The organism is Bacillus sp. CH140a_4T (assembly GCF_008923725.1).
GTDB lineage: Bacteria > Bacillota > Bacilli > Bacillales > Bacillaceae_G > Bacillus_A.
In genome coordinates this window covers 389,072-411,854 of record NZ_WBPF01000021.1, presented here as the reverse complement: position 1 = coordinate 411,854, position 22,783 = coordinate 389,072, and the positions used below count along the sequence as shown (strand labels likewise).

Annotated in this window: 24 protein-coding genes and 1 other annotated feature; of the genes, 21 read left to right on the top strand and 3 right to left on the bottom strand. The window is 33.3% G+C overall.

Annotation, left to right across the window (positions count from 1 at the left end; translation table 11 throughout):
• The first annotated feature begins 24 nt into the window (after positions 1 to 24).
• The 9 genes from F8162_RS23900 to F8162_RS23860 all read left to right on the top strand — a co-directional run bounded on the left by F8162_RS23900 (position 25) and on the right by F8162_RS23860 (position 10,122).
• Entirely contained in the window at positions 25 to 369 is a 345-nt protein-coding gene (locus F8162_RS23900; protein ID WP_151630601.1) for an SMI1/KNR4 family protein, read from the top strand.
• A gap of 713 nt (positions 370 to 1,082) precedes the next feature.
• A complete protein-coding gene (locus F8162_RS23895; protein WP_151630600.1) occupies positions 1,083 to 2,267 on the top strand; it encodes a glycerate kinase in 1,185 nt (394 codons plus the stop codon).
• The gene (locus tag F8162_RS23890; RefSeq protein ID WP_151630599.1) at positions 2,264 to 3,694 is read left to right on the top strand and encodes an SLC13 family permease; all 1,431 of its coding nucleotides are present in this window, start codon (positions 2,264 to 2,266) and stop codon (positions 3,692 to 3,694) included. Before F8162_RS23895 ends, F8162_RS23890 begins: the two co-directional genes overlap by 4 nt.
• Before the next feature lie 128 nt (positions 3,695 to 3,822).
• Complete coding sequence (locus F8162_RS23885) at positions 3,823 to 4,506, top strand: response regulator transcription factor (protein ID WP_151630598.1); 684 nt, start codon at positions 3,823 to 3,825, stop codon at positions 4,504 to 4,506.
• A 3-nt stretch (positions 4,507 to 4,509) separates the two neighbouring features.
• Positions 4,510 to 5,868 carry an ATP-binding protein gene (locus F8162_RS23880; protein ID WP_151630597.1) on the top strand — a complete coding sequence of 453 codons (1,359 nt, stop codon included), beginning with the start codon at positions 4,510 to 4,512 and terminating at the stop codon, positions 5,866 to 5,868.
• 19 nt (positions 5,869 to 5,887) lie between these two features.
• On the top strand, positions 5,888 to 6,847 hold the full coding sequence (locus F8162_RS23875) for a PepSY domain-containing protein (protein ID WP_151630596.1): 960 nt from the start codon (positions 5,888 to 5,890) through the stop codon (positions 6,845 to 6,847).
• Between the two features lie 108 nt (positions 6,848 to 6,955).
• Positions 6,956 to 7,336 (top strand): PepSY domain-containing protein, encoded by a 381-nt coding sequence (locus tag F8162_RS23870; protein WP_151630595.1) that lies wholly within the window; start codon positions 6,956 to 6,958, stop codon positions 7,334 to 7,336.
• Positions 7,337 to 7,466: 130 nt separating this feature from the next.
• Positions 7,467 to 7,715: a binding site (T-box leader), on the top strand.
• Between the two features lie 115 nt (positions 7,716 to 7,830).
• Positions 7,831 to 9,171 (top strand): sodium-dependent transporter, encoded by a 1,341-nt coding sequence (locus F8162_RS23865; RefSeq protein ID WP_151630594.1) that lies wholly within the window; start codon positions 7,831 to 7,833, stop codon positions 9,169 to 9,171.
• 36 nt (positions 9,172 to 9,207) lie between these two features.
• Positions 9,208 to 10,122, top strand: a complete 915-nt coding sequence (locus tag F8162_RS23860) for an alpha/beta fold hydrolase (RefSeq protein WP_151630593.1) — start codon at positions 9,208 to 9,210, stop codon at positions 10,120 to 10,122.
• A gap of 38 nt (positions 10,123 to 10,160) precedes the next feature.
• Here F8162_RS23860 and F8162_RS23855 read toward each other — a convergent pair whose 3' ends face one another.
• Entirely contained in the window at positions 10,161 to 10,736 is a 576-nt protein-coding gene (locus tag F8162_RS23855; protein WP_151630592.1) for a nucleotidyltransferase family protein, read from the bottom strand.
• Positions 10,737 to 10,766: 30 nt separating this feature from the next.
• Complete coding sequence (locus tag F8162_RS23850; RefSeq protein WP_151630591.1) at positions 10,767 to 11,564, bottom strand: lipid II flippase Amj family protein; 798 nt, start codon at positions 11,562 to 11,564, stop codon at positions 10,767 to 10,769.
• 193 nt (positions 11,565 to 11,757) lie between these two features.
• Between F8162_RS23850 and F8162_RS23845 the strand changes: the two genes are divergently transcribed.
• The 6 genes from F8162_RS23845 (at position 11,758) to F8162_RS23820 (ending at position 17,171) form a co-directional block, all read left to right on the top strand.
• Positions 11,758 to 12,423, top strand: coding sequence for an HAD family hydrolase (locus tag F8162_RS23845; protein ID WP_151630590.1), 666 nt, complete (start codon positions 11,758 to 11,760; stop codon positions 12,421 to 12,423).
• Positions 12,424 to 12,628: 205 nt separating this feature from the next.
• Positions 12,629 to 14,074 (top strand): GntP family permease, encoded by a 1,446-nt coding sequence (locus tag F8162_RS23840; protein ID WP_151630589.1) that lies wholly within the window; start codon positions 12,629 to 12,631, stop codon positions 14,072 to 14,074.
• A 52-nt stretch (positions 14,075 to 14,126) separates the two neighbouring features.
• Entirely contained in the window at positions 14,127 to 15,329 is a 1,203-nt protein-coding gene (gene eutG / locus F8162_RS23835; RefSeq protein WP_151631738.1) for an alcohol dehydrogenase EutG, read from the top strand.
• A 145-nt stretch (positions 15,330 to 15,474) separates the two neighbouring features.
• Positions 15,475 to 16,173, top strand: coding sequence for an aspartate/glutamate racemase family protein (locus F8162_RS23830; RefSeq protein WP_151630588.1), 699 nt, complete (start codon positions 15,475 to 15,477; stop codon positions 16,171 to 16,173).
• 81 nt (positions 16,174 to 16,254) lie between these two features.
• Positions 16,255 to 16,734: a tRNA (N6-threonylcarbamoyladenosine(37)-N6)-methyltransferase TrmO gene (gene tsaA / locus F8162_RS23825; protein WP_192797661.1), complete on the top strand. Its 480-nt coding sequence runs from the start codon at positions 16,255 to 16,257 to the stop codon at positions 16,732 to 16,734.
• The gene (locus F8162_RS23820) at positions 16,731 to 17,171 is read left to right on the top strand and encodes a GNAT family N-acetyltransferase (protein WP_151630586.1); all 441 of its coding nucleotides are present in this window, start codon (positions 16,731 to 16,733) and stop codon (positions 17,169 to 17,171) included. Before tsaA ends, F8162_RS23820 begins: the two co-directional genes overlap by 4 nt.
• Before the next feature lie 56 nt (positions 17,172 to 17,227).
• On the opposite strand, the gene F8162_RS23815 is transcribed toward F8162_RS23820, so the two are convergent.
• Entirely contained in the window at positions 17,228 to 17,755 is a 528-nt protein-coding gene (locus F8162_RS23815; RefSeq protein WP_151630585.1) for an HAD-IIIA family hydrolase, read from the bottom strand.
• A 161-nt stretch (positions 17,756 to 17,916) separates the two neighbouring features.
• On the opposite strand from F8162_RS23815, the gene F8162_RS23810 reads away from it, so the two are divergent.
• The 6 genes from F8162_RS23810 (at position 17,917) to F8162_RS23785 (ending at position 22,763) form a co-directional block, all read left to right on the top strand.
• The gene (locus F8162_RS23810) at positions 17,917 to 18,627 is read left to right on the top strand and encodes an ABC transporter ATP-binding protein (protein WP_151630584.1); all 711 of its coding nucleotides are present in this window, start codon (positions 17,917 to 17,919) and stop codon (positions 18,625 to 18,627) included.
• Positions 18,620 to 19,819: an ABC transporter permease gene (locus F8162_RS23805; protein WP_151630583.1), complete on the top strand. Its 1,200-nt coding sequence runs from the start codon at positions 18,620 to 18,622 to the stop codon at positions 19,817 to 19,819. Before F8162_RS23810 ends, F8162_RS23805 begins: the two co-directional genes overlap by 8 nt.
• Before the next feature lie 282 nt (positions 19,820 to 20,101).
• Entirely contained in the window at positions 20,102 to 20,689 is a 588-nt protein-coding gene (locus F8162_RS23800) for a YpjP family protein (protein ID WP_001134411.1), read from the top strand.
• 106 nt (positions 20,690 to 20,795) lie between these two features.
• Positions 20,796 to 21,431 carry an HAD family hydrolase gene (locus F8162_RS23795; protein WP_151630582.1) on the top strand — a complete coding sequence of 212 codons (636 nt, stop codon included), beginning with the start codon at positions 20,796 to 20,798 and terminating at the stop codon, positions 21,429 to 21,431.
• A gap of 1 nt (position 21,432) precedes the next feature.
• Positions 21,433 to 21,819: a VOC family protein gene (locus tag F8162_RS23790; RefSeq protein ID WP_151630581.1), complete on the top strand. Its 387-nt coding sequence runs from the start codon at positions 21,433 to 21,435 to the stop codon at positions 21,817 to 21,819.
• An 11-nt stretch (positions 21,820 to 21,830) separates the two neighbouring features.
• Positions 21,831 to 22,763, top strand: a complete 933-nt coding sequence (locus F8162_RS23785) for an aminoglycoside phosphotransferase family protein (protein ID WP_151630580.1) — start codon at positions 21,831 to 21,833, stop codon at positions 22,761 to 22,763.
• The last annotated feature ends 20 nt before the right edge of the window (positions 22,764 to 22,783 follow it).

Sequence of the window (22,783 nt, the reverse complement as noted above, 5' to 3'; positions counted from 1 at the left end):
ATTTTAAATAAAGAGTGTAGTTCAATGAGTTTACTAGAAATTTGTCCATTAGGTGAGACGTTAGTGGTAGCTTTACAGAATGAAGAAAAAAGAGTTCGTTTTTATGAGATATTACAGAAATCAAATTTATACGTTGTTGCTTCTGTTGTTATTGAAACAGAGAGTTATGGGGATTTAGGAATGAATGAGAATTTAGTAGTTATTGAAGATATTGGGGAATATGCTTATTTTTTAGACAATAGTAATATGGAAAACAATGAGTGCACAGTAAAAACATGGGATAGACAAGGTGGACTTGATGACTACAATACAGCAAAGAATTTTTATGAGTTTTTATCACAAAGGTTATTGGATGCAAAAGAAGCATAGGAAGAAGAGTTTTAATATAGATAAATGACCTTGTTGAGCTTAAAGCTGAATAAGGTCATTTTTATCATAAAAAGATTAATTGTTTATGAGGAATAGAAGTTATAAGTTTTATTAGTACATTCCCCACTTTATATATAAGAATAGTTAAAGTTTTATATATGGATAGACAAGAAAAGAGAAGGAAAACGAATTTGTTTTTGATGTGGATAGAAAAAATATATGTTATTTGAAAGTAAGTACCCCATGAGGGTTGTACCATCATGGAGTACTGTGTGCAATGATAGAATAGAAAACGAAGTACGAGCTTAGGCGAAATGACATTTTACCGGGTGATAAATATAAACACATGTACTGTATGTGAAACTAACAAACTTGTACAAACTCGTAAGTTTTAACATAGTATTGGTCATGATGTACAAAAGGTGTCATACTGTTACTACAAAACTTACAAAAGATAACCTAAAAGCAATTGCTTGTTGAGTACAGGAAACGCGAAATCGTACAAGTATTGTCCCGTAATAGAGAAATAAAATTGAATAAAGAGTAAAGGAATATATCCGTTGTGCTATTTCATAGTACAACGGATTTTTTAGATCATAAAACTCAGCACTTTCTCACCAAATTTTAATGTAAGCTTAATTGTGCTCTCTTTTTTCACCTTTAATATAAGCCGTAGATACGAAAGATATATAAGGTGAAGGGAGAAATATTACATGCGTATTTTAGTTGTACCATCAGGATTTAAAGAAAGTTTAGGGGCGAAGGAAGCTGCTGATGTAATGAAAGAAGGGATTTTAAAAGTTATGCCACTTGCTACTGTAGAGACTTTACCAATGGTTGATGGTGGGGAAGGGTTTACAGAGGCAATTATAAATATTACTGGTGGAAAAATGTATAAAGTACAAGTAACGGGACCTATTGGAGATGAGATACAATCTTATTTTGGTGTTTTTGAAACGAGAAATGGTGAGCGTACAGCTGTTATTGAAATGGCTGCGGCGGCTGGGCTACGCCTTGTACCGAGAGATTTACGTGATCCAAGAAAAACGACTACTCATGGTGTTGGACAGTTAATAGAATTAGCTTTAAGTAAAGGAGTAGATCGTATATTAATAGGATGTGGTGATTCAGGTACGTCTGATGGAGGTGCTGGTATGGCTGAAGCGTTAGGTGTAAAGTTTTTAAATGAAGATGAAAAGGAAATACAAATTCAAGGTGGTACCTCTTTATTACAAGTTTCAAAAATAGATACGTCACAAGTAGATCCTAGATTAAGGCATGTTCAAATCGACGTTGCTTGTAATTGGTTTAATCAATTATGCGGCGAACAGGGAGTAGCTAGAGTGTTCGGTCCGCAAAAAGGTGCTAACGAAGCACAAGTAATAGAACTAGAAAAAGCATTGGAGCGCTATGCTACTATTATAAAAAAAGATATAGGTATAGATGTACATCATACACCAGGAAGTGGTGCATCTGGCGGTCTTGGTGCTGGACTGCAAGCTTTAATTGGGGCAACGCTTCATCCGAGATACGACATTATTATGAAGTATATGGATTTAAATAAACTATTGTTAAAGTGTGATCTTGTATTTACCGCGGAAGGAAGTATTGATTTTCAAACACCACGTGGGAAAATTCCAGCTGAAGTGGCTAAATGTGCAAAAAAATATGGATTACCAGTAATAGCGTTAGTAGGGACAGTTGGTAAAGGTGCACGTATTAATTACGATTACGGAATTGATGCATATACAAGCATATTACCAATGCCATCTTCGTTAGAAAATGCATTTTTTAATGCGGAGAAATGGCTTCGTGATTGTACAGAAAGTACGATGCGTACAGTTTTAGTTGGATATCAAATCGCTTCTCGTTTAAATAAAAGTGGGTACGTATCATGATTGAAAAAAATGTAGTGGAATTACATGTGAATAATAATGATACTCCGAAAGTTAAGTCATCCTGGGTTCTGCCCGTAGCACTTATATTAATTGTAGAAATAGTTCTTTTGCTTCCATCATCATTAACGATGGAAGCAAAATGGAGTTTGTTTGGATTTTGCTGTGCCATTATATTATGGACAACAACAACGATAAATTCGGCCTATATTGCACTCGGTTCTGTCTTATTTCTAATTGTTTCAGGAACAGCAAAGCAAGATCTTTTATTTGATTCGTTAGCTTCAGATGTGATTTGGCTTATGATAGGTTCTTTTATTTTAGGAAGGGCACTTCAAGTTACCGGTTTAGCTGAGAAAATGACGTACTTTGTTGTGAATCGTGCTCGAAATATTTCAGGCTTGTGCGGGATTTTAACAATGATGATTCAAATACTTGCCTTTTTTATTCCATCAACATCTGGACGCGCAGCGGTTGTATTACCTGTTTTTCAAGCTATATCAAAAGAAATTGGGAGTAGAAGAATTACGAAAGCATTAGCAATTTTAATGCCTACAGTTATTTTAGTTTCAACAAGTTCTACAATTATTGGGGCAGGCTCACATTTAATCGCCCTAGATATGTTAAAGGAATTTAATAATAAAAACATCACATTTGTAGAGTGGTTAATATGGGGATTACCATTTGGAATCATAATGAGCTTTATAAGTTGTCGCGTAATATTAGTATTATTTTTAGACAAAGAGGAAGTAAAAACGAAACTGCAACAGAAAAAAGTTAAGTTTGAATTATCGCGAAATGAAAAGTATACAATCAGTATTTTAATAGCGATGGTAGCATTTTGGCTAACGGAATGGTTACACGGTTTGGAAATTGCAACCGTAACTATAATAGGAGTATTTTTATTAACTTTACCAAAACTCGGTGTGATGCAGTGGAAAGAAAGTTTAAAAGGTGTCTCTTGGAATTTAATTTTATTTGTTGGAGCAGCAATTGCATTAGGGAAATCATTAATGGAGAGTGGTGCAGCGCAATGGATTATGCAGAAGTTATTTTTAGTAACTGAATTAATTAATAAGCAGTCCATTTTTATCGTGTTACTCGTAATTGTTATTCTTTCAGTCACATCACATTTATATATTACATCTCACACAACGAGAGCAGTAATTTTTATTCCGCCATTACTATACTTTGCAAGTAGTCTGCAATTAAATGAAGTAGCTGTCTTATTTTTAGGTATTGTTGGAATGAATTATTGTTTAACCTTTCCGGTCAGTTCTAAAGCATTACTATTATTTCAAGAAAGTGATAGAGAAACGTTTCAGCCGCAAGATTTGTTAAAGTTAAGTAGTTATTTAAATGTTATTTATATATTTGTAATGGTTATATTTTACTATGCATATTGGCAATGGGTTGGATTGTCACTTTAAAAATCAGGAATATATTTCATTCCTGATTTTTTTCAATAAGGATAAAACATATTGGGTATTTTTTCTTTTGAAGGAAAGTATTACTTGTTATACTAAAATGGTGCAAATATATATTATAGGAGGCTTTTATGGGAGAAAGGATTTTAATCGTCGAGGATGAAGAAAAAATTGCTCGTGTCGTGCAGTTGGAATTAGAGTTTGAAGGATATGAAAGTGAAATTGCAAAAACAGGTACAGAGGCAATGGAAAAGTTCGGCAATGGTAACTGGGATTTAATATTACTTGATGTAATGCTTCCAAATATAAGTGGGTTAGAAGTTCTTCGAAGAATACGTTTGAAAAATGCAGTAATACCTATTATTTTATTAACTGCTCGTGACTCAGTTGTTGACAAGGTTAGTGGTTTAGATCAAGGAGCAAGTGACTATATCACAAAGCCTTTTCAAATAGAAGAACTTTTAGCGAGAATTCGTGCTTGTTTAAGAATTTCAAATGTAGTAAAAGAAGAGGAAAATAGTAGTTATCAAATTGCAGATTTATATTTAGATGAGAAAACGAGAGAAGTGAAAAGAGGTAATAATCTAGTCGACTTAACACCACGTGAATTTGATTTATTACTCTTTTTAATGAAGCATGAAAATCAAGTGTTAAACCGTGAGCAAATTGTAACGAATGTTTGGGGATTTGATTATTATGGCGATACAAATGTTGTTGACGTATATATTCGATACTTGCGTAAAAAAGTAGATTGTAATGTGGACGTACCACTTATTCACACTGTTAGAGGTGTTGGGTATGTCTTAAAGGTGTAATATATGAAAATTAAAAATAAAATATATTTATTCTCTACAGTATGGTTACTACTTATTTTATTAATTATTAATAGTTCAATATATTTTTTGTTTTATAAAGTGACTACGAACGGAGAGTTAGAACGATTGAAACGTGAGGCAATACATATCATTGATGGAATGAACGCAGATTCAGCAAAGAAAGTAGATGCAATAAATCTATTGCAACCATACTTGCCTTCAAACGGTATGATTAGAATTATTAATGAAAATTCAAAGGTAATGATTAGGCAAGAAGTGGATAGTACAAAACCAATTCCAGCAGTAAATACGAAATTTGAAAGAAAAGAATCAGCTGGAATTTATGAGAAAAATGGTGGGAAATTCGCTTATATAAAAATTCCAATCATTTGGAATGATGGGAAAATCGTTTCGTTAGAAATGACAGAACGTTTAGATAGTTTGCAAGAGAATTTAAATATGTTAAAAAATGTATTAGTTATTGCATCACTTTTCGTTTTAATTCCGTCTTTTTTTGCGGGAAGAATGTTAAGTAAACTCATTTTAAAACCTGTAAATTCTTTAATACAAACAATGGAGCATATACAAGATAGAGGGATATTCAAAAAAATACCGCTTGAGAAAAAATCAAAAGATGAATTGTACAAAATGGGAACGACATTTAATAAAATGATTGATTTATTACATCAGAACTTTGAAAAGCAGCAACAGTTCGTTTCAGATGCTTCACATGAATTGAGAACACCGTTAACTGTTATTGAAAGTTATGCGAAATTATTAAAAAGATGGGGAATGAAAAAACAAGATGTTTTGGAAGAATCTGTAGAAGCGATTTATTCTGAGGCAGTAAGAATGAAAGGTATGACGAATCAAATGCTACTTCTTGCAAACAGTAGTGCTGAGTGGAATTTGGAGACTAACGAATCAGATTTGGTCCGATTATGTCAGGTGACTGCTGAGCAGTTAGAAAAAACATATGCTCGGACTTTTCGTGTTATAACAGAGGAAGAAAAGATTGTTGTAAATATTGACGAACAAAAAATAAAACAAGTATTAGTAGTTTTATTAGATAATGCAATGAAATACAGTAGAGATTCTATAGATATTATAGTAGGAATACAAAAAGAAAAAGTCTTTTTTTCCATTCAAGATTACGGTATGGGAATTCCTAAGGAAGATATACAGAAAGTGTTTGATCGTTTCTTTCGAGTTGATAAAGCGAGGAGTAGGGAAACAGGGGGTACCGGTTTAGGTTTATCGATTGCCAAACAAATTATTGATGCTCATGAAGGAGATATACAACTTGAAAGTGAAGAAGGAAAATGGACGAAAGTTACAGTAAATTTACCTCATTTTTCATAAAGGGATAGGAGCTTTAAAAATGAAAAAGAAATGGAAAATTGCATTGTTAGTTTGCTTTGCGGTTGTAAGTGTAGCGTTTGTATCACAACGTATTGTTTCAAAGCAAGGAGAAACAATATTATCTGAGAAGCAAATTCAAAGTATTGTATCTGAACAGTATCCTGGAAAAATTAAAAGTATGAAATTAGTAAATAAAGGGGAACAAGATTTTTATAAGGTAAACCTTTCAAATGAACAAGGCTTATATGAAATAATAGTAGATGCCAAAAATGGAGAGATAAAACGTGCAAAAGAAATATCATTAAAAAGTAATACAATAACGAAAGAGAAAGCAGAAGAAATGGCGCTACAGAAAGTACAAGGTGTAATTAAACATACTATATTAGAAAAAAGAAATGAGATAGAAGTGTTCGTAATTACGGTAGAAACAAATGATAAGCAAAGTAAGGCAGTTGAGATTGAAAAAACAACTGGTAAAATTCAATTGTTAGAGAAACCGATGATAAAAGTTACAGAAGAGCAGGCAAAAGCAATTGCAGTGCAGCAAGTGCCAGGGAATATAAAGGGAATTAAGCTTGAGCAAAAAAACGAAAAAAATATATATGTAATAGAAATAGAGAAAAGTGCAAATGAGAATGTAATAGTAGAAATTGAAGAAAATACAGGCGCTTTTATTGGTACTTCACAAATACAAAAAGTTATAACAGAAGAGCAGGCAAAAGAAGTGGCGCTACAAAAAGTACCAGGTGGATTTATCGAGAAGGTAAATGTAGTTGATATAAATGGTATGGCTACCTACCAAATTATAATAAAAAAACAAACAGAAACGGTTGATGTAAGAGTACATACAATAACAGGAGAAATTATATCCACTACATCGGTAAATAACGCTATTCAGCAAAAGGAGTCATCACAGCCACAAGATGACGATGATCAAGAAGAGGGCAAGGATGATCAAGATGATGATGACGAAGGATAACCACAACAATAAACGGATTCTCATCAAATTTTAATGTTTCTCACAGTTTTCTTTCATTTTAACATTTTAGTATGTAAGTAAGAAAGAAATGAAGAGGAGGAACATGAAATGAAATTATGGATTGGGATCGTCATGGTGCTTTTAATTGCTGGAGGGACAGCATATGGTGTAAATGCAATGGAACATGAAGAAACGGGATATGAAGAGTCTAAAGGAAAAACGTACGAAAGTAAAAAGCTTAGTCCTGAAACAGCTAAACAAATTGCAGTTGAAAAGGTAAATGGAGTTGTAGAGGAAATTGATGTAGAACGTATGGACGATAATGGTGTATATGAAATAGAGGTAGAAACAAATGTAGGTGAGGAAGAAATATATATTAATAAGAAAAACGAGAATATTATAGCGGAAAAGGAATTTGAATTTATAAAAAATGAAGATGATGAAGACCAAGATGAAGACGATATGGATCATGATGATCTAGATTATTAATAACATTGTCCTATTGTACAAAGTTACAATGAAACATTCTTTTCGACAAAAAAATAATATATCCCTTGACAGTTACAAATATAACCGATATACTTCATATTAATTTCAAAAGAAAATATATTCTAAATATTTAAATGTGTTGAATAGGAGTAGTAAGGTCGTATATTTGTACAGAGAGCTATGGGTTGGTGTGACATAGTCAAATGACATCCTGAACTCGCCTAGGAGCAGTAAGGTAGAACGGAATCACATTCTTAGTAAATCTTAACGGTTAACCTTCGATATTAGGTTTGTAATCAGACGATTACTACTAAGGTGGATTCATAATGGAATCAATAAGGGTGGTACCGCGTTAAGTAAATGGCTTAGCGTCTCTTTATATAGAGACGCTAAGCCATTTTTTATTTTATAGAAAAAGAAATGGAGGGTTTATTCGGATTGGTCTATAAAATTTATTTATCTATATAAAAAGATTTAAGTAGGAGGAAAACAAAATGAAACAGACGGAGCAATGGACTTCGAAATTAGGATTTATAATGGCTGCAGCAGGATCGGCAATTGGACTTGGTGCAATATGGAAGTTTCCTTATATCGCTGGTAAGAGCGGGGGAGGAGCATTCTTTTTAATCTTTATATTATTTACTGTATTAATAGGGCTACCGTTACTTATAGCTGAATTTATGATTGGACGCAGTACGCAGAAACAAGCAGTTGGAGCATTTAAAAGTATTGCACCAAATACTGGATGGCACTGGATTGGACGCCTTGGCGTTGGAACGTGTTTTATACTACTTTCGTTTTATAGTGTTGTAGGTGGTTGGGTACTCATTTATTTATTTAGAGGAGTAACTGGACAACTTATTACTCCAGGACAAAATTACGGAGCGTTATTTACTGAAACAATTGGAAATCCCGCTTGGGCGATTATGGGCCATTGCGCTTTTATGTTCATTACAATTTGGGTTGTATCAAAAGGTGTACAAAATGGAATTGAAAAAGCAAGTAAATATATGTTGCCAGCATTATTCGTTTTATTTGTCGCTCTTATTGTTCGCTCACTAACACTTGATAACGCAATGAAAGGTGTAAAGTTTTTCTTACAACCAGATTTTTCAAAGATTACTTCAGAAAGTATTTTGTTCGCAATGGGTCAATCATTCTTTGCGATTAGTATCGGAATTTCGATTATGGTCACGTATAGTTCCTATTTAAATAAAAAAGAAAGTTTACCAAAATCAGCAATAACAATTGTTGGATTGAATTTATTTGTTTCATTATTTGCAGGTCTTGCTATTTTTCCGGCCGTATTTTCATTAGGAATGGAGCCAACAGAAGGGCCTGGATTATTATTTATCGTATTGCCATCAGTATTTAGTCAAATTCCATTTGGTGGTTTTTTCTTAACTGTATTTCTTGCACTATTTACATTTGCGACATTAACTTCTGCATTTTCTCTACTAGAGACAGTTGTATCAGCATTAGCGAATGGTGAACAAGAAAGAAGAACGAAATTATCATGGATGATTGGTTTCGGCATTTTCTTAGTAGGTATACCATCAGCGTTATCATTTGGAGTATGGAGTGATATTACGATTTTCGGAAAGAATATTTTTGATGCAGTAGACTTCCTATCTAGTAATATACTAATGCCGCTTGGAGCACTATTTATTAGTATTTTCGTTTCATTCAAAATGGAAAAGAAGGTACTAGAAGCAGAGTTTTTTGTAGGTGGGAATTATGGTAAGAAAGTATTTACTTGCTGGGCGTTTTTACTTCGATTTATAGCGCCACTTGCAATCATCATCGTCTTTTTAAATGTAATAGGGATTATTTAACATTAAATGTTATAATATTCAGTGAAAAGGAAGGTGATGATCATAAAGGCGAATTTGATAGAAGCAGGGAAATACATGAATATTAGAGGGAAAAAGCTATACGTTGAAACGCATGGAAATCCTAAAAATAAACCAGTATTATACTTGCATGGTGGACCAGGAGAAAGTTGCTATGATTTTTCATTTCATCAAGCAGAACGTTTACAAGATTCTTTATTTGTAATTATGATAGATCAAAGAGGAGTTTGTCGCTCAGAGGAAATTACTGAGGACGAAGCTTTTGGATTAAATGATTTGATTGAAGATTGTGAGGAACTAAGAAAAGTATTGCAAATTGAGAAGTGGTCTGTAATTGGACATTCTTTCGGTGGATATGTAGCATTGTTGTATGCATCGGTATATCCAAGTTCAATAGAGAAAATAATATTTGAAGGGCCGACTTTCGATTTTGCATTAACAAGTAGAGCTTTGTTACAAAAGACAGGGCATTTATTAAAAAAGTATGGAAAAGAAGAAGTAGCGGAAGAGTCTCTTGCTTATTCATCTAGCAATGCTAGTTCAGAAGAGCTGTTAGAAGCTTATATAAGACTAAGTGATGAACTAGAAGAAAAAAGAATGGAGATTTACAATAATAAGGAAGATGTGACAGACGAGAGTTTATATAGTGATGAAGAATGGGAAGTATTTTCAAATCGCTCTAAAATTCATTTTGATAGATTAAAATTTGAGGGAGCAGTTCGTACTTCATTATTACCTAAAATAAAAGATTTACAAAATCCAATGTTATTAATTGTAGGGAAATATGATGTCGTAACGTGTGAAAAACAAATTGAAACGTTTAATAAAGATGCTCAAAATGGGAAGTATATTGTATTCGAAGAGAGTAGTCATACACCGTATTATGAGGAAGCAGATCGATATGCAGAATTAGTCATTCAGTTTTTGAAATAATGTAGAAAGGGAGCTTCGTATAATGCGAAGCTCCCTTTTTATATTTTTGGATAAGTAATTTTTATGTTAGGCCATTTGTTTTGCCAGTTCTTTTTAGTAACTCTAGCATTGTACATATGTGATCGTTCTTTTGTTTCAAGAAAATGGGCTGTCGGTCTCACTTGTAAGGCAATCACATCTTCAATACCACATGGAGCCGTTAATATGACGTTGTTTAGCTCATCAAGTGTAACTCCTATAGCCGTTGCTGTTTCAGGGAATTTAGAAATAGCATCAACAGAAGAAGAATACGGTGGCATATTATTCACTACATGCATACGAGCTTGATTTTTTACCGACCAAGGTATAGAAGCATCCATATTTATCAGTGCTTTCTCTAGTGATTGCTCATATGCCTCATCTGTATGTAATTGATCAAAATAAATGACATCAATATCTGGTGTAGCCGTTCGTATTTCGTAGTCATGTAAGGTATCCCAAATTTTAGAGCGAACAAACCCGGCGCAAATCCACCAATCAGGTAGCTCTAGCGATTCTGCCATTTGTAATACGTTCATCATCCATTCGTCATTTTCTATTAAGCGAATTATATCTTGCTCTGTTTGTATAGTCATTTGTTATCCCACCTACTTTTTTATAGATGACTAATTCATCAATTTAATAATCCAAGTGATCCAGTAAGCACCTGGTATGAATAATAGTTGTGCTAATAACGTACCGAAAAGTCTAGAAATCATTAGCCAACCATACATTTTACTCATTGCTTCTGCACCTTCTTCTGATTGAAGTGCTCGCTCTGTTAACAAAGCGATACGTGGATCAAGTAGCACTGTTAATAAAATAGTAGCAAAACCATTAATAAGACCAGAGGCTGTACTAGCCTTTGTCGCGTAAGTTGGAAGTAAAAAAGAAGCGTATAGGGCTGAAAGAACACCAGCTGTATAAATAGCAGTAGCAAACATGTTAATAAGCATAATACGTTTTGGAATACCACCTATGCGTAGCCTATGAATCATTTCTAATTTTGGAAAGCGTACATATTTTTTTGTGTACTTTAATTTTTGAATGTTATTTGTTTTCAACATTCGAATGAAAGAACCATCTGTTTCAAAGTTTTGAATGACATATCCAAATAGTTTGGTCAAAGTTGGATACAGTATAATCGCAAGTAATGTACCAAAAGAAGCTGATAATAGTACAAGACGTATTATATGCTCTAAATGAATAGAAGCATCTCGTTTAGCTTCGTCAACAATGCCGCCGAGTAAAAAGGCTTGTAGTAAATTTGACGTTCTAGAAATGAGTAATACAATTCCTACAACGGATAATGCAACAGCGATTTTCTTTAAACGTACACCAGCTAATCGAATGCTATAAGAGCTCGTTTCAACCGCGTGAATAACAATTGTGAAAGCCATTATAACAATTAAGGTAATTGACATTAGATTCACCGTTTCTATTAAAATAATTGTAACTTTTTTACTTTATCATATGTATCGTTTTTTGTAACTGAAAGTATGTGACATAGGGAAAGTAATTTTTAAGAAAAAAAGATAATGATAGTATAATAGAAGGAAAAGTGGGAAAAGATGTTATAGGATACTTATACAGTAAAATGAATGGGGGGAAGAAAACATGTATACAACATTTCTATTTGATTTAGATGGAACATTGACGGATCCGAAAGAAGGAATTATAAATTCAGTATTGTATGCATTACAAAAGGTTGGAATTGAAGAATTACATGTAAGTGAATTTGACTCATTTATTGGTCCGCCCATTCAGCAATCATTCGTAGAGAGGTATAATATGAATGAAGGAGAAGTTGAACGAGCTGTTTTTTATTTCAGAGAGTATTTAAAGCAACGTGGATTGTTAGAAAATAATGTTTACGATGGTATCCCAAATCTTTTGAAACAATTAAAAGATACTGGAAATCGTTTATTTATAGCAACTTCAAAGCCTACTGTATTTGCTGAACAAGTTATAGAGCATTTTCAATTAACAAATTATTTCGAAGGTATCGTTGGAAGTAATTTAGATGGTACGAGAATAAAAAAGGAAGAAATCATTGCTCACATTTTACAAACAAATGAAGCCCTTAATAAAGAAGAAATTGTTATGATTGGAGATAGAAAACACGATATAATAGGAGCAAATTATAATGGAATTGCTTCAATCGGTATATTATATGGCTATGGTAGTGAAAGAGAATTGACTGAAGTTGGTGCGACTCATATAGTAAATGATGTAAAAGAACTACATCATTTTTGTGTAGACAGTAGTTTGATAGAGAAGTAAATATAGAGACTGAAAATCCCTTTATAACGTATGAAGATGAAATCGTTTATGTTTAAAGGGATTTTTCATATGTAATCGAATACTTATAATTAGACATTTTTAGCATAAAAAATTTGTATGAATAAGAGGAGGGATGTCAGAATCAAAAGATTAGTAGAAGTTTATCTATAAAAGTTTGAATTTTCAGTTTAATGGAGGGGTATAATTGGAGCTAATTATTATATTATTAGCACTTAGTTTACTAATGTTTGTAGCATATAGAGGGTTTTCTGTTATTTTATTTGCACCGATATTTGCATTATTTGCGGTATTTTTGACAGAGCCTAGTTTTGTATTACCTTTCTTTTCAAATATCTTTATGGAGAAAATGGTAGGTTTTATTAAACTATATTTTCCTGTATTTTTACTTGGAGCAATATTTGGGAAAGTAGTAGAAATGTCAGGAATCGCAGACTCGATTGCAAAGACAATTATAGAGCTAGTTGGTGAAAAGCGTACGATTTTAGCGATTGTATTAATGGGTGCTATCTTAACGTATAGTGGTGTTAGTGTGTATGTAGTAGTGTTTGCTGTATATCCGTTTGCAGCTAAGCTGTTTCGACAAGCGAATATTCCGAAGCGTTTAATCCCTGGAACGATTGTACTTGGAGCGGTCACGTTTACTATGGATGCGCTACCTGGATCACCACAAATTCAAAACGTAATACCTACAACGTTTTTTAAAACAGATATTTATGCTGCGCCGATACTTGGTATTGTAGGGGCAATTTTTGTACTGACGTTAGGTTTACTATATTTAGAGAGTAGACGTAAGAAGGCGAAGGCAGCAGGAGAAGGGTATTTTGGTTTTAACGATGGGGATACTGAAATGGCAGCTTCTTTGCAAGTGCAAGTGGATCAAAAAGATATGCCATTACTGAAAAGCATTGAAATTACAAGAGTTCAGCAAGTGATTGCTTTTATACCACTTATTTTAGTAGGTGTAATGAATAAAGTTTTCACTATTATGATACCGAAGTGGTATCCGAATGGTTTTGATTTTTCTGCAATTGGTATGAAAGCATTTGGAAAAGTAGAATTAAGTGCAGTAGTTGGAATTTGGTCAGTAGAATTGGCACTTATTATAGGTATTGTAACAACGTTATTATTATATTGGAAACGAGTAGTAACAGGGTTTCAAGCTGGATTGAATACAAGTATTGGTGGAGCGTTACTTGCAACGATGAATACAGGAGCTGAGTTTGGATTCGGTGGTGTCATCGCAGCACTTCCAGGATTCGCGATTATGAGAGATGGTATTTCTGCCACATTTACAAATCCTCTAGTGAATGGAGCAGTAACGACAAATATTTTAGCCGGTATTACAGGCTCTGCATCAGGAGGAATGGGGATCGTTTTAAGTGCAATGGGAGACAAGTTTATTGCAGCGGCCAATCAATTTGATATTCCACTAGAAGTAATGCACCGCATCGTATCAATGGCATCAGGAGGAATGGATACATTACCACATAACGGAGCGATTATTACTATTCTTACAGTAACAGGTTTAACACATAAACAGTCATACAAAGATATATTTGCTATTACAATTTTGAAAACGGTTGCTGTGTTTTTAGTTATTGCATTCTATACTGTAACAGGAATTTATTAAGTCGATATTTTATAAACTAAAACATTAATTAGGGTAAGAAGGGGTGGAATACTTGCAAGAAGTTGCTGAGTTTCGTATGCCGAAGTCCGTATTATATGGAAGAAATTCGCTTGAAAAGCTGGGGGAACAATCTAAGAAGTTGGGGAAAAAAGCGTTTATAGTTACTGATACAATTATGGAGAATTTAGGATATGTTGAGACGTGTATACAACAATTAAATACGAAAGGTATTACTGTTATTACATATAATAAAGTAAATGCTGAGCCTACAAATATACACGTGTTAGAAGCGTTAACACTTTGTAAAGAAGGAAAGTGTGATTTTATTATTGGTATTGGCGGTGGAAGTTGTATTGATGCAGCGAAAGCAGTTGCGGTGTTATATACAAATGGTGGAGAAGTGGAAGATTATGTCCAAAAGGATATAGAAATAGACAATGATCCGCTACCACTAATTGCAATCCCAACAACTTCTGGTACTGGATCTGAAGTAACAAGTGTAGCAGTAATTACGAATAAAAGAACAGATGTAAAAATGATGATGAAACATCCGAGTTTTACCCCACAAGTAGCGATTATTGACCCAATTTTAACACGTTCGGTGCCACCTCATATTACAGCAGCAACAGGGATAGATGCATTATGTCATGCAGTCGAAGCATATATTTCTAAAGTTTCACAATCACTTACCGATGTACTTGCACTTTCCGCAATTGAAAGTATTATGAAATATTTACGTATTGCATATGAAGATGGAGAGAATATGGAGGCAAGAGAAGCGATGATGATTGCGTCCTTACAAGCTGGAATCGCATTTTCAAATGCATCTGTTACGCTAGTTCATGGAATGTCCAGGCCGGTAGGGGCATTATTTCACGTACCACATGGTATATCCAATGCAATACTATTACCTACAGTTTTAGAATATACAAAGGTTAGTGCAGTAAAAAGACTAGCGGAAATAGGACGTTGTTTAAATAAAGATATGTATTCCTATTGTGATGAAGAAGTAGCCGACTACACGCTGAGGGAAATAAAAAAACTTTGTTTTGATCTTCGTATTCCAAATTTAAAAGAATACGGAATTGGTGAGGTTGAATTTGAAAAAGCTATTTCTAAAATGGCATCAGATGCAATTGAAAGTGGAAGTCCAGCAAATAATCCGCGTGTGCCATCATATGATGAAATTAAACAGTTGTATCGAGAGTGTTTTCATTATCAATATGAAGATTCTATAATAACATTAGATAATTAATTTCAGAATATTCTTATAAAATTTCCTTGGAAATAGTTAAAACAAGACTTTATATTAAAAACGTAAATTCTTGTTTTATTATGTATAATATACATAATAAAATGTTGTGATTAGTTTTAAAAAACAGTATAAGGTGGTTGTTGTAATGAAAACAATAGGTTTAATTGGTGGTATGAGTTGGGAATCAACTTCTGAATATTATCGAATCATAAATGAAGAAATAAAAGAGAGATTAGGAGGGTTACATTCAGCAAAATGTATGATTAATAGTGTGGACTTTGAAGAGATTGAACGATTCCAGTCTAACGGAGATTGGAATGGAGCAGGAGAAGTATTAGGGAATGCAGCATATTCATTACAAAAGGGAGGAGCCGATTTTATAATTATTTGCACAAATACAATGCATAAAGTAGTTGAGAAAATAAAGGAGAATATTCATATTCCAGTCTTACATATCGCTGATGCGACTGCAAAAGAAATTAAAAGGAAAGATATTCAAAAGGTTGGTTTATTTGGAACTAAATATACAATGGAGCAAGACTTTTATAAATTACGCATAGAAGAAAATGATATAAAAGTAATGGTTCCATCAAAAAAGGATAGAGAAAAGATAAACGAAGTAATATATACAGAATTGTGTTTAGGAAAGATAACAACTCAATCTAGGGATTATTATAAAAGAGTAATAGAAGATCTAGTACAAGAAGGAGCCCAAGGGATCATATTAGGTTGTACCGAAATAGGATTATTAATAAAGCAGGAAGACGTACTAGTTCCAATATTTGACACAACTCATATACATGCAGTTGAAGCAGTTAATTTCGCTTTACAAAATAGATTATAATTATATTATGTAACCTAGTTCGTGTGTGTGGAAAACATTCAGAAAATATTTTATAATGTAAGTGGTTACATTTAAGGGGGAATGCGTATGTTTTCAATTCAACCAATCGCATTTGTACATAATGAAAGAAAGGAAATAAAAGATGATGAATGGGGAGAAGTAAGATCCTATATTACTTTAACTGAAATGTATACAGAAGAAAGTATACAAGGGATTGAAGATTTTTCTCATATTGAAGTTGTTTTTTATTTTCATAAGTTAACAGATGAACAAATTCAATATTTTGCTAGACATCCTAGAAATAATAATGATTATCCTAAAGTAGGCATTTTTGCACAGCGCGGGAAAAATCGTCCGAATCGCATAGGAGCAACAATTGTAAAGATGATCAAAAGAGAAGGTAAATCAATTATTGTTGAGGGGTTAGATGCTATTGATGGCACCCCTATATTGGATATAAAGCCGATAATGAAAGAGTTTATGCCGACAGAAGAAATTGTACAGCCTAAATGGGCAACGGATATAATGAAACAGTATTGGAAGGGGAATGGAGTAAAATGAGAATATATGAGGCAACAATTGCAGATTTAGATGGACTAGCATCAGTTTTTAATAATTATCGTATGTTTTATAGACAAGATTCCGATATAGACGGAGCAAAAGTATTTTTGCGAAATCGAATTGAGAGAAAGGAATCCGTTATTTTCGTAGCAATTGAAGACGGTGAATATATTGGATTCACGCAATTATATCCATCATTTTCTTCTATTTCGATGAAAGAATTATGGATTTTAAATGATCTATTTGTACAAGCTACTAAGCGCGGGGCAGGAACAGGAAAAAAATTATTAGAAGCGGCTAAAGAATTCGCCTTAGAAAATGGTGCAAAAGGTGTAAAATTACAAACAGAGATTGATAATTTATCAGCGCAGCGATTATACGCTGAAAATGGTTATTTGAGAGATAATCGTTATTTCCATTATGAATTAACATTTTAAAAAATATAAGATGAAAAGAGACGTTTCCATTGTGAAAATGTCTCTTTTCATTTGTATTATAGTTGATTTAAAATCCAATTTGTAGCATCTTCAAAGTTTTCTGCAATGTAGTTTGGTTCAATATGTGCCCATTTGTCTCGGTATGTATGTAAAGCATCATATCCAGCTCCTGTTCGCACTAATATCGTTGTCGCATATACTGTTGCTCCTGCAACGATATCGGTCCAGCGATCACCAATTACAGCGCATTTCTTTAAATCAAGCCCGTGTTTTTCGGCTGCTTGCAGCAGCATACCTGTACTTGGTTTACGGCATTCACAACCATCACCGTGTTTATGAGGACATACGTAAATATCATCAAAACCGAAACTTTCTAATTCTTGTACAAAATCAGCTACAGTCGCTATCCCATCTGCGATACCTGGTTGATTTGTGAAAGAGAAAATTTTTATATTTTGAGCTTTTAGTTTTTGCAGAGCTGCTTTTGTGAAAGGAAATAATGTAAAAGAGCCTGGATAATGTATTGTAGTGTCACCACCAATTGTACCGTCACGATCAATAAAAATAGCTTCGATGTTTGTCATAGTTATAGTCCTTTCAATTTAAATTAATAACTTCAAACATTAAATATTCTGTTATAAAATATTTATTCCTGCTACGAAAATAAATACTTTATAATGATATATAGATAGTTATATGTTATTCTTTTCCTTGATTGTATTGAAAATGGAAAGAAGGGGAATGTATGTTAGACGTGAATATCCGCTCTGCCGGATATGATATAGGGGAAAAGACAATTTATGATATTGCCTTTTCAATTGAAAAAGGTGAATTAGTTGCACTTATTGGGGCAAATGGTGCTGGGAAGAGTACGACGATTAAAACGATGCTAGGTTTACTTGTAAATATGAATGGTGAAATATCATTTGGTGAAAAGAAAAATCCTTATGCATACGTGCCGGAACACCCGACATATTATGATTATTTGACGCTTTGGGAACATATCGAACTATTAATGACTGCTCGCGAGAACGAAGTAGGAAGCTGGGAAAGAAAAGCAGAAGAGTTATTACATATGTTTCGAATGGATAAACATAAACATGAGTATTTATCAAAGTTTTCAAAAGGTATGAAACAAAAATCGATGCTCATTTTGGCATTTTTAACTGAACCAGATTTTTATATCATTGATGAACCTTTTATCGGTTTAGATCCAGTAGCTACGAAAGAGTTTTTAAGTTATTTATATAAAGAAAAAGAACGTGGCGCAGGTATTTTACTTTGTACGCACGTATTAGATACAGCTGAAAGAATTTGTGAGAGATTTTTACTCATTTCACAAGGTACATTAGTCGCAGATGGACATTTAGAATCTATCCAAACGTTAGCAGAAATGCCAGGGAGTTCATTATTAGATTGTTTTGATATAATCGTAAGGCGTGAACAGCATGATTAAACAACAATTTTATAAAAGATTGCGTCATGAACTGGGGCGTAAATGGAAGTCCATACGTTCTATAACTGATTGGACGGTTGCACTATATATTATTATTCCTGCACTTATATTTATAGGGATTTATTATCGTTCACTATGGATGGAAGAATTATCGATGGGAGAGACAGTTTATTTCGGATTAGGTCTACTCGCATTTTATGTGATTACATATTCTAGAGGAGTTCGCTCATTTTTTGAACAAGCGGATAGTTTATTTTTAATTTCTTATCCCGCTCACATGCAAAAGTTAATCCAGTATGGCATGACATATACGTTAATTCGAATAGCGATAACGAATGTAGTGGTAGTAGTTGCTATGTTACCAGTGTTGATGAAAAGTATTGGAGTGACGAAGGTACAAATCGTATTATTTTGGCTATTCTTTACTGCATTTCGATTTATGTTGTCGTTGTTAACGAGATTTATTCATATACGTGTGGGAAAACGATGGCTACTATGGATTGTAAGAAATGTGATATTTTCTATAAGTCTATCTTTTTTTGGATTGAGTCTGTTTCTTATTTATAAAAATCCCTTTTATTCTATACTATGTATCGGTCTAGCAGTTTTATTAATCATCGCATTGATAAAAGAAAAACTAAATTATAAAAATTGCTTTTTTAAAGAAGTTGAGAAAGAGAAAGAAGAAAGTATGCGCTGGACGAGTGGAATTATGCAAGTTGGTGGCCATGCGGCTAAACCAAGTAGTTCGAATAAAAAGCCGTGGATGTTTCCGCGTTCTAAAAAGTTTTTAGGAAAGAAAAAGGATTCTCGTATTGTTGAATCCTTTTTAAAAGAATTTTTCCGTACAAGTAGTGCACGAATATTTTATATTCAAATTGTATGTATAAGTACAGTCAGTATTATCATGAGTCCGAGATGGATTGCAGCTATTATTCTTGTATTTGCTTTAGTTGCAATTTCTCGTTATGCGCGCGATTATTGGAATGAATTTTCGGAAAAAATGTTTCTTCATTTATATTGTGATGAAGGAAAATTACTACTGTTAAGATGGAAGGCAGATCGCTATTTATTACTTCCAGTACTACTTTTGTATGGAATAGTTATACTTTCTCATTTTTATTTATTACCAGCTGTAATTGCCGGGATTCTTTTTATAGTTTGGATTAGTTGGATTGTATTTTTACCATAGAAAAAGAGCCGAAAAATGGCTCTTTTTTTAATCTGCTACACATTGATAAAGAAAATATACTAAAACGAGTATGCTTGCGGCGGAATACATGACATCTAAAGTCATCTGATTGCCTCCTCATTGTTGTTGTACTTATATTGTATGAAATCTTACAATTTCATATTCAAGTGAAAAATATGTGAACGTTAACAAAATTGTAAAGTGCAAAAATTACAATCATTTTGTATAATAGAAGAAACAACCGTTATATAAAATATAATGAGTGAAAGGGAGGGAACATAAATGCCAAATTGGTTTAGAAAAACCTTAGTTGCATTAATTACCGTATTTACATTTGGTTTAGTGACGCCTCCTTCCATATTGCTTGATAATGCCAAAGCTGCGGACAAGCCTACGAGTACAGCTGGGCAACAAAATTTGGAGAGTACGTCCTATACATATGAAGAAACGAATGACAGGTTAACCACCGATACTTTTATTACTTATGCAATGCTAGAAGCAGAGAAGCAGTCGATGCAAAAGTTTGGCACTAAAATTGGTCCAGTAATTGAAGATGAGTTTAAAGATGTAATATTACCGAAAATTGAAGAGGCAATTGCTGAGCTTGCCAATGATGTACCAGAAGATTCGCTGCAATCATTAGCGATTTCTCAAAGACCAGCTGGTGGAAATAACGAAAAGATTTTTCACGTTTATGACACGAAATCAGGAAATGATTTATTACGATTTCATGTAAGAAGAGATCATCCACCGCAAGATGGTTACTATTTTAATTTCCACTATCACCGTTTTGATGATGGGTACTCAGGGCATCATGAGTTAGGAAATATTTATTGGAATACGAATGTACCGCCAAAGTGGCTTTCTTAAAAAGAACAAGAGAAAATCTTGTTCTTTTTTATGCTTATAGAAGGGGAAGACAACTATATTGTTGAATAAAATAGGTTTAGAAAAAAGAAGCAAAGGGAGTATGGGAATGAAAAAGTATATTGTTTTTGACTTTGATAGCACATTAGTAGATTCACAAAATATATTTGTACCAATTTATAATCAGCTTGCTGAAAAGCACGGGTATAAAACGGTAAGAGAAGAAGAAATTGAGTATTTACGTAAATTAACGATGTCAGAGCGATGTAAACAACTCGATGTACCACTGTATAAACTACCAATATTAGCACTAGAATTTTATAAATTGTATCAACCTGCTATAAAAGATCTCGTTTTGTTCCATGGGATGAAGGATGTATTAGATGAACTACATAAAAAAGGCTACGGAATTGCCGTTATATCTTCTAACTCAGAAGAGCATATTCGAGCATTTTTACACAATAATGATATAGAAAATATTCAAGAAGTGTATTGTTCAAAAAATTTGTTTGGGAAAGATAAAATGATAAAGAGGTTTTTAAAATCCAAAAAGATAACAGAGAAAGAAATGTTATACGTTGGTGACGAACAGAGAGACGTAGCAGCGTGTAAAAAGGCTGGGGTGAATGTGATTTGGGTATCTTGGGGGTATGATGTCATTGAAACAGTGAAAAAAGATGCACCAAATTATATGGTTCATACACCGATGGAAATTGTGCAAGTAGTACAAGGGGCATATTCTTAATATGAATACACTTCGAGCAGGTATTCATCATATTGAATTTTGGGTAGCGAATATAGAGGAATCCATTTCTTTTTACGATATGTTGTTTTCCATAATTGGATGGAAAAAGTTAAATGAAGTATCATATAGTACGGGAGAAAGTGAAATATATTTTAAGGAGGTAGACGAGGAAATCGTAAGGACGTTAGGTCCTAGACATATTTGTTACCAAGCTATTAAAAGAGAAGTAGTTGATGAGGTAGCAGAGTTTCTTTCTAGTACGAAAATAAAGATAATACGTGGTCCAATTGAAATGAATCATTATTCGGAAGGTTATTATACAATTGATTTTTACGATCCGAATGGATTTATTATAGAAGTAGCGTATACACCAAATGTAGAAATGTAAGGGGAATATACATGAAAACAATTACAACATGGCAAAACAATATACAAATAATCAAAGATGCAGCAAATATTGAAGAAATTTCTAAAGGTTTCTCACCTGATAAGAAATATATCATTACGAATGCAAATAATGAAAAATATTTATTGCGGACGGGCGATATAAAAGAGTACGAAAGAAAGAAAATAGAGTTTCAAATTTTAAATGAAATGCAAAACCGTAGTGTGCAAGCTCAAAAACCAATTGAGATGGGTTTATTGGAAGAAGAAGATTTATGCTATGGTATTTTTTCATATATAGAAGGAGAAGATGCGAAGAAGCTATTGCCTACGTATTCACCAAAAGAACAATATGCAATTGGTATAGAGGCAGGAAAAGATTTAGCGAAAATGCATACATATGAAGCTCCTAAGGATATACTTCCTTGGTATGAAAGAGCAATGAAAAAACATCAAAAATATGTAGAGGCATATAAAACATGTGGAATAAAAATAAAAAATGATGATAAAATCATTAAGTTTATAGATGAAAATGAAATATATGTAAAGAACCGCCCAAATCGATTTCAACACGATGATTTTCATTTAGAGAATATAATTGTACGTGATGCGAAATATGTAGGTGTAGTTGATTTCAATGGCTACGACTGGGGCGACCCACTTCATGATTTCGTAAAAATTGCACTATTTGCAAGGGATATTAGTATTCCGTATTCAATCGGACAAATAGAAGGATACTTTAATGGGAGAATACCAGAGGAGTTTTGGAGATTATACGCGGTATACGTTGGCATGACAGTTTTCTCATCAGTTGTCTGGTCATTACGAGCAGCACCGCACATGTTAGATGATACGTTAGAACGCCTTACTATCGTTTTAGAGGATCATAAGGACTTTGAGCTATCGAAGCCAATCTGGTTTCAACCAGAAAAGATTGACATGAAATAAAAAAAGGTAGGTGTGATTCA

Excerpts from the sequence above, each read along its gene's own strand:
- F8162_RS23845 (WP_151630590.1), top strand. The coding sequence starts at position 11,758 with ATGTATACAACATTTCTATTTGATTTAGATGGAACATTGACGGATCCG.
- F8162_RS23895 (WP_151630600.1), top strand. The coding sequence starts at position 1,083 with ATGCGTATTTTAGTTGTACCATCAGGATTTAAAGAAAGTTTAGGGGCG.
- F8162_RS23805 (WP_151630583.1), top strand. The coding sequence starts at position 18,620 with ATGATTAAACAACAATTTTATAAAAGATTGCGTCATGAACTGGGGCGT.
- F8162_RS23880 (WP_151630597.1), top strand. The coding sequence starts at position 4,510 with ATGAAAATTAAAAATAAAATATATTTATTCTCTACAGTATGGTTACTA.
- F8162_RS23830 (WP_151630588.1), top strand. The coding sequence starts at position 15,475 with ATGAAAACAATAGGTTTAATTGGTGGTATGAGTTGGGAATCAACTTCT.
- F8162_RS23875 (WP_151630596.1), top strand. The coding sequence starts at position 5,888 with ATGAAAAAGAAATGGAAAATTGCATTGTTAGTTTGCTTTGCGGTTGTA.
- F8162_RS23890 (WP_151630599.1), top strand. The coding sequence starts at position 2,264 with ATGATTGAAAAAAATGTAGTGGAATTACATGTGAATAATAATGATACT.
- F8162_RS23785 (WP_151630580.1), top strand. The coding sequence starts at position 21,831 with ATGAAAACAATTACAACATGGCAAAACAATATACAAATAATCAAAGAT.
- F8162_RS23885 (WP_151630598.1), top strand. The coding sequence starts at position 3,823 with ATGGGAGAAAGGATTTTAATCGTCGAGGATGAAGAAAAAATTGCTCGT.
- F8162_RS23790 (WP_151630581.1), top strand. The coding sequence starts at position 21,433 with ATGAATACACTTCGAGCAGGTATTCATCATATTGAATTTTGGGTAGCG.
- F8162_RS23800 (WP_001134411.1), top strand. The coding sequence starts at position 20,102 with ATGCCAAATTGGTTTAGAAAAACCTTAGTTGCATTAATTACCGTATTT.
- F8162_RS23870 (WP_151630595.1), top strand. The coding sequence starts at position 6,956 with ATGAAATTATGGATTGGGATCGTCATGGTGCTTTTAATTGCTGGAGGG.
- tsaA (WP_192797661.1), top strand. The coding sequence starts at position 16,255 with ATGCGTATGTTTTCAATTCAACCAATCGCATTTGTACATAATGAAAGA.
- F8162_RS23820 (WP_151630586.1), top strand. The coding sequence starts at position 16,731 with ATGAGAATATATGAGGCAACAATTGCAGATTTAGATGGACTAGCATCA.
- F8162_RS23850 (WP_151630591.1), bottom strand. The coding sequence starts at position 11,564 with ATGTCAATTACCTTAATTGTTATAATGGCTTTCACAATTGTTATTCAC.
- F8162_RS23855 (WP_151630592.1), bottom strand. The coding sequence starts at position 10,736 with ATGACTATACAAACAGAGCAAGATATAATTCGCTTAATAGAAAATGAC.
- F8162_RS23900 (WP_151630601.1), top strand. The coding sequence starts at position 25 with ATGAGTTTACTAGAAATTTGTCCATTAGGTGAGACGTTAGTGGTAGCT.
- F8162_RS23865 (WP_151630594.1), top strand. The coding sequence starts at position 7,831 with ATGAAACAGACGGAGCAATGGACTTCGAAATTAGGATTTATAATGGCT.
- F8162_RS23815 (WP_151630585.1), bottom strand. The coding sequence starts at position 17,755 with ATGACAAACATCGAAGCTATTTTTATTGATCGTGACGGTACAATTGGT.
- F8162_RS23795 (WP_151630582.1), top strand. The coding sequence starts at position 20,796 with ATGAAAAAGTATATTGTTTTTGACTTTGATAGCACATTAGTAGATTCA.
- F8162_RS23810 (WP_151630584.1), top strand. The coding sequence starts at position 17,917 with ATGTTAGACGTGAATATCCGCTCTGCCGGATATGATATAGGGGAAAAG.
- F8162_RS23860 (WP_151630593.1), top strand. The coding sequence starts at position 9,208 with ATGATCATAAAGGCGAATTTGATAGAAGCAGGGAAATACATGAATATT.